General features: G+C 68.3%; 5 protein-coding genes and 1 pseudogene. 2 read left to right on the top strand and 4 right to left on the bottom strand.

Annotated elements, in window-relative coordinates; all coding sequences use genetic code 11:
• The 3 genes from FV228_RS18915 to FV228_RS18905 all read right to left on the bottom strand — a co-directional run.
• Positions 1-907, bottom strand: a 907-nt coding sequence (locus tag FV228_RS18915; protein WP_147856032.1) for an HPP family protein, incomplete at its 3' end; no start/stop codon positions are given.
• Between the two features lie 82 nt (positions 908-989).
• Positions 990-2,240, bottom strand: a complete 1,251-nt coding sequence (gene frc, locus FV228_RS18910) for a formyl-CoA transferase (RefSeq protein WP_147856031.1) — start codon at positions 2,238-2,240, stop codon at positions 990-992.
• Positions 2,241-2,297: 57 nt separating this feature from the next.
• Positions 2,298-2,741 (bottom strand): PAS domain S-box protein, encoded by a 444-nt coding sequence (locus FV228_RS18905; protein ID WP_147856030.1) that lies wholly within the window; start codon positions 2,739-2,741, stop codon positions 2,298-2,300.
• Positions 2,742-3,290: 549 nt separating this feature from the next.
• Here FV228_RS18905 and FV228_RS18900 point away from each other — a divergent pair.
• Positions 3,291-3,944: an ABC transporter ATP-binding protein gene (locus tag FV228_RS18900; RefSeq protein ID WP_058193434.1), complete on the top strand. Its 654-nt coding sequence runs from the start codon at positions 3,291-3,293 to the stop codon at positions 3,942-3,944.
• 130 nt (positions 3,945-4,074) lie between these two features.
• Positions 4,075-5,316: a capsule biosynthesis protein gene (locus tag FV228_RS18895; RefSeq protein ID WP_147856029.1), complete on the top strand. Its 1,242-nt coding sequence runs from the start codon at positions 4,075-4,077 to the stop codon at positions 5,314-5,316.
• 41 nt (positions 5,317-5,357) lie between these two features.
• On the opposite strand, the pseudogene FV228_RS18890 reads toward FV228_RS18895, so the two are convergent.
• A pseudogene (locus FV228_RS18890) lies at positions 5,358-5,614 on the bottom strand (hypothetical protein); the annotation flags it as partial.

Genomic DNA, 5,614 nt, shown 5'->3' with positions numbered 1-5,614 from the left:
GCCTGCGGCTGACCGTTGAGCGCGGGCCGCTCCGGTCCCAGGCGGCCTTGTCGAGCAGGTCGGTCTGCGTGACGATCCCGAGCACCCGGGCGCGCTCGTCCGTGACCGGCAGGGCCTTGATCCGGTGGCGGCGCAGCAGCCGCAGAGCCTCCGCCAGGGAATCGTGGGGCGCGAGCCCGATCACGTCCCGGGACATGATCGCCGCGCAGGTGGTCTGCCCCGGGCGGCGCCCGTAGACGCGCATCTGTACCCGCCGCAGGATCTGCTCCAGGTCGCTCCGATCGACGTCGAGCAGCTGGTCGAAATCCTCCAGCGCGGCGTCGAGGTCCGAGGCCAGGAAGCCGAGGCGGGAGGATGGGGCCGGGTCGTCGGTGCGCGGGCCGGCCGGGCGCAGGTGGGGATAGGCGCGGCCGGTCAGATTGTTGAACAGCAGGGCCGTGGCCAGCAGGAGCAGCGAGTTGGCCGCCACCGGCCAGAGCACGAAGCCGAAGCCGAGCTCCCGGATCGCCGGGCCGCCCAGCACCGCCGTGAGGGCGACGGCCCCGCTCGGCGGGTGGAGGCAGCGCAGGGCCATCATCAGGGCGATCGCCAGGCCGATGGCGACGGACGCCGCGACGAACGGGTCCGGCACCCACATCGTCGCCGTCACCCCGACCAGGGCGGCCACGAGGTTGCCGCCGAGGATCGACCAGGGCTGCGCGAGAGGACTGGCCGGCACCGCGAACAGCAGGACCGCCGAGGCGCCCATCGGGGCGATCAGCACGGGGGCCGCCTCGGGACCGATCGCGGCGCGGCAGACCAGGCCGGTGGCCAGGATCCCCAGCAGCGCGCCGGCGGCCGAGCGCAGCCGCTCGCGTTGGCTGACCGGCGTCAGCTCCGGAAGGAGACGGCTGAGCAAGGATCGCATCGGGTCCGGATCTCGCACACGAGACGGGACGGCGCAGGGCGCGCCGTCCCGCTTCAGGGTAGCAGAGGTCGGGAGCCGCTTGTCAGACCGCGCGGGCCTCGTGCATCGCCTGGATCTGCGTGGGGCTGTAGCCCAGGCCCGTGAGCACCTCGTCGGTGTGCTCGCCGAGCAGCGGCGAGGCCTTCACCTCGACGGTCATGTCGGAGAACTTGATCGGGCTTCCGACGGTCAGGTACGAGCCGAGCTTGGGATGCGGCACCTCTACCACGGTACCGCTCGCGCGCAGCGACTTGTCCTCGGCGATCTCCTTCATCGACAGCACCGGCGCACAGGGGATGTCGTAGGTGCGCAGGATGTCCACCGCCTCGAACTTGGTCTTGTCGGCAAGCCATTCCTCGATGGTCTTGAAGATGTCGAAGATCTTGTCCTGCCGGGCCCGCGCGGTGTTGTAGGCGGGGTCGGTGATCCACTCCTCACGGCCGAGCACCTTGCAGATCGGCGCCCAGGCATGGCCCTGGATCGTGAAGTAGATGTAGGCGTTCGGGTCGGTCTCCCAGCCCTTGCATTTGAGCACCCAGCCTGGCTGGCCGCCGCCGCCGGCATTGCCGCCGCGCGGCACCACGTCCGAGAATTCCCCGTGCGGGTATTGCGGGTATTCCTCGAGATAGCCGAGAGCATCGAGGCGCTGCTGGTCGCGGAGCTTCACCCGGCAGAGGTTGATCACCGAATCCTGCATCGAGACGGCGACCTTCTGGCCGGTGCCGGTCTTGTTCTTCTGGTGGAGCGCCGTGAGGATGCCGATGGCGAGGTGCATGCCGGTGTTCGAATCACCGAGCGCCGCGGCGCTGACGGTCGGCGGCCCGTCCCAGAAGCCGGTGGTCGAGGCGGCGCCGCCGGCGCATTGGGCGACGTTCTCGTAGACCTTCAGGTCCTCGTAATGGTGGCCTTCGGAGAAGCCCTTCACAGAGGCGAGGATCATCCCGGGATTGAGTTCCTGGATGCGGGCCCAGGAGAAGCCCATCCGGTCGAGCGCGCCTGGGCCGAAATTCTCGACCATCACGTCGGAATCCTGGATCAGCTTCTCCAGCACCTCCTTGCCGGCCTGGGTCTTGGTATCGAGCGTCAGCGAGCGCTTGTTGGAATTGAGCATCGTGAAGTAGAGCGCGTCCGCATCCTCGACGTGACGCAGTTGCGTGCGGGTCACGTCGCCGGAGCCCGGCCGCTCGACCTTGATGACGTCGGCGCCGAACCACGCCAGCAGTTGCGTGCAGGCAGGACCGGCCTGCACGTGGGTGAAGTCGATAATCTTGATCCCATCCAACGGCTTGCTCATCTGGCGTTCTCCCTTGCACGGTGAGGTTTGCGGTCTTCGGACGGTCCCGTCTGGAAGTCAGGATCCGTTCGGAAGCGCTTCGAGTTCGGCCACGCGCTGGCGCAGGCGCTTTTCCTCGGTCCAGCGCTCGGTCTCGTCGCGGATCACCGCGACGATCCCGGTCACCTGGTCCGTCGCGTCCCGGATCATCCCGACCGTGAAGGCGATGGAGAGCTGGTGGCCGTCCTTGTGGATTGCCGGCACCCGCAGGGTCTCGGCCCCGTAGCGGGTGATGCCGGTCCGCATCGTCTTGGCGTAGCCGTCCCAGTGACGGCGCCGGTGGCGCTCGGGCGTGATCAGGTCGAGGCTCTGCCCGAGGGCGTCCGCGGCGGTGAAGCCGAAGATCCGCTCGGCCGCGGGGTTCCAGACCGTGATCGCGCCGTCCGGATCCGCAACAACCACGGCATCGCCGACGGCCGCGACGAAGCCCGCAAGATCGTCCGCGGGCGGACGGTCCAGCATGGTCTCAGCGCCCGGCACGGACGGCCCGACCCCTGCGCTGCCGCTGTATGACGGTCGAGATGCCGTGTCTGTGGGAACGAACGAAGCTCGGGTCCGTCATCGCGGTCTCCCTGAGGATGCGGCGCTAAAGTTCCGGATGGCCCGGAACCCGTCGCCACGTCTCGCTGTGCGCCTTGGCATCTGGTATGCCAGATGCCGAGGCGCGTCAACCACGGGGCCTCGAAATGGCATTTTGTTGCAGATTAATTGTAGCGCCGGACGGGAGCACGGCGGCGTGCGCGGGCCGGCCGATCGACCCGCATCGTCATCGCGCGGGCAGCCGAACGTCCTGTCGATCCGCCACGGCTCGAAACCGTGGGCTCCGCCAACTCGCCATCGCGCACCCGCGATGGCGGTGGAACCGGGGGCGTTCGGGGGACCCTACGGCGACCGTTGGACCGGCTCGGCTCGGCGATCCGTATTCTCAGATTCGCCGCTTTCCGGGGGCAGGAGCCGGTCAGCCAGACAGCACGGGCCGGCGTTTCGGCAACCCGCCCTGGAGACCACCCGGTGATCCGTTTCGAGAAAGTCAGCAAGGTCTACCGCACCGACGGCCACAAGCGGACGATCCTGGAACAGGTGTCGTTCACCCTGAAGCCCGGCGTTTCCTACGGGATCCTCGGCATCAACGGCGCCGGCAAGTCGACCACGATGCGGCTTATCGCCGGGACCGAGGATCCGACCCGCGGCAAGATCCACCGCGGCCTGCGGATCTCGTGGCCGCTGGGCTTCGCCGGCGGCTTCCACCCCAAGATGACCGGCCGCGACAACGTCATGTTCGTCGCCCGGATCTACGGCGAGGACCCCCGCCGTGTGCTCGACTTCGTCGAGGATTTCTCGGAACTCGGCAGCTACCTCGACGTGCCGATCTACACCTACTCGTCCGGCATGGGCGCCCGGCTCGCCTTCGGCATGAGCATGGCGATCCCGTTCGACTGCTACCTGATCGACGAGATCACCTCGGTCGGCGACGCGCGCTTCTCCAAGCGCTGCGACGAGGTGTTCTCGCAGCGGCGCAAGAACGCCGACATCATCATGGTCTCGCACTCGATGGAGACGATCCGCCAATGGTGCACGCAGGGCCTCGTCCTGCTCAACGGGCGGGCGATCATCTACGAGGACGTCAACGACGCGATCGAGGTCTATCGGCGTCTCAACGCCTGATCGACCCGACCGGGGAAGACATGCTTTTGCCGCCTCTTCGTGAGAGACGCGTCCGACGCGAGCGTTTCGGCGCGGTCGAGGGCCCGGCAGCGGGCGGACCGCCGGGGCCGTGGAGGCCGGGGATCAAGTCATGAACATGGAGATCCGGAAAGCCGAGGGGCAGCCGGTCACGACCGCGGACCGGCAGCAGGCGATCACCGAATCGTTGCGGCAGATCGCTCGCATGTCGCGGTTCGTGGACCGCAAGAAGGGCATCCGGTCCTACCAGAGCCACGTCAAGAACGACCCCTGGATCCCAATCCTGTTCGTGCTGTGCTTCGTGCTGCCGACCCTGGCCGGTGCGCTGTATTTCGGCCTGATCGCCTCGGACCGCTACGTGAGCGAGGCGCGGTTCGCGATCCGCCCGGCGCTCGGCACGGCCGACAAGGCGGCGCCGGATTCGGTGGGCACCTCGTCGGGCGTCTCGAGTCAGATGGTCGCCCAGGACACGCTCATCACCTACGAGTACATCCTCAGCCGCCCGATGCTGGAGATCATCGAGTCGAAGCTGCCGATCCGCGAGTGGTTCAGCCGCGACAGCATCGACTACTTCTCCCGCTTCGATCCCGAGAAGCCGGTCGAGAAGTTCCTCCGCTACTGGAAGCGCCGGGTCGGCATCGAGGTCGAGTCCGGCTCCGGCATCATGTCCCTCACCGTCGAGGCCTTCGACCCGAGCGAGTCCCTCGCCATCACCCAGGCGGTGATGAAGGAGGCCGAGCGGATGGTGAACGACCTCAGCGTCAAGTCCCGCGAGGACGCCGTCGCGGAGAGCACGCGCGAGTTGAAGCTCGCCGAAGAGCGCATGACCAAGATTCGCCTGGCGATGCGCGACCTGCGCAATCGCGAAGGCGTGCTGGACGCGCAGAAGTCGAACGAGGCCAACCTCAAGGTCGTGTCCGAGCTGCGGGCGGCCCGCATCAACCTGGCGGTGCAGCTGGCCATCGGCCAGCGCGACCTCGGCCCGGAATCGCGCCGGATCATCGACATCAAGCAGCAGATCAAGGATCTCGACGAGAACATCGCGCGGATCGAGCGGCAATCGGCCAGCCAGGACCCCGAGCAGAAGCGCCTTCTGTCGGATGCGCTGACCCGGTTCGAGGCCCTGGAGAACGACCGCAAGAACGCCGAGAAGTACTACCAGCAGGTGCTGACCGCCCACGAGCGGGCCCGGATCGTCGCGGCACGGCAGATCGAGTTCTTCAGCCCGATCGTCGAGCCGGTGAAGGCGGAATCCTCGGTCGAGCCGCGGCGGATGCTGATGATCAGCCTCGTCACCGCGGGCGCCGCCGTGCTGTTCGCGGCCTCGATGTTCGCCCGCAAGATGATGGCCTGAGGACGAGCTCCCGATCCCCCGGGGTCGGGAGCGTCGCGCGCTCAGGCGCCCGAGGCGGCCTTGGCCGAGGCGTCGCCGGTCCAGCCCTGGGCGCGCCAGCCTTCCGCGCGCTCGTCGAGGTCGATCGAACCGCCGCGGTCGAGGATCGCCATCACGCGTTCGGCCTGGTGATCCTCCGCCCGCACCGTCACGAGGGTTCCGCCCCGGCGCACGCCTTCGGCATAGGTCTGGGCTTCGTCCTCGCTGAGGCCGGCGCCGGTGAGCCCGCCGATCAGCCCGCCCGCCGCGGCGCCGACAC

The sequence above is a fragment of the Methylobacterium sp. WL18 genome (genome assembly GCF_008040015.1).
Classification (GTDB): domain Bacteria; phylum Pseudomonadota; class Alphaproteobacteria; order Rhizobiales; family Beijerinckiaceae; genus Methylobacterium; species Methylobacterium mesophilicum.
The sequence above is the reverse complement of the archived record's forward strand: the minus strand, read 5'-3'. Positions and strand labels throughout refer to the sequence as shown.

Excerpts from the sequence above, each read along its gene's own strand:
- frc (WP_147856031.1), bottom strand. The coding sequence starts at position 2,240 with ATGAGCAAGCCGTTGGATGGGATCAAGATTATCGACTTCACCCACGTG.
- FV228_RS18905 (WP_147856030.1), bottom strand. The coding sequence starts at position 2,741 with ATGCTGGACCGTCCGCCCGCGGACGATCTTGCGGGCTTCGTCGCGGCC.
- FV228_RS18895 (WP_147856029.1), top strand. The coding sequence starts at position 4,075 with ATGAACATGGAGATCCGGAAAGCCGAGGGGCAGCCGGTCACGACCGCG.